Source organism: Polaromonas sp. P1_G2 (genome assembly GCF_056405515.1).
Window position 1 is genome coordinate 1 of the sequence record NZ_JBFUBY010001842.1, and the last position, 350, is coordinate 350.

At 57.4% G+C, this 350-nt stretch carries 1 protein-coding gene; it reads right to left on the reverse strand.

Annotated features, from left to right (window positions below; genetic code table 11):
- A partial coding sequence (locus tag AC1D0P_RS32860) for a lipocalin family protein (RefSeq protein ID WP_477680542.1) occupies positions 1-200 on the reverse strand: 200 nt, incomplete at its 3' end.
- Positions 201-350 lie beyond the last annotated feature (150 nt).

The following is a 350-nucleotide window of genomic DNA, read 5'->3' on the forward strand; positions in this document are numbered from 1 at the left end:
GGTCGATACGTTGTGTAGCCGGCGACGCAACCATCTGTCAGCCACATCCGTCGCCTGCCGATCTCTAACCATGTCCCGCGATAATGGTTTTTGTCGACGTGAACCACAGCTGGCTCCGCGCGCGCCACAGCTGGGGGACTCGCCAGCGCAGCAAAAGCCAGCGCAATTGCATATCTCGAAATCCGCGTGCGGATCATCATTGCCTTCTCCCGTCGTGCACCCTTGGTACGAGGACGAGAAGCAGTTGGATCAGAAGACGGCTGGTCGATGTCACCCAGGTGTGAAGACACTCCACGACAGTTTCGCCAAATTTTCATGCATGCGGTTTGGCCAATTAACCCAGCCTGGGC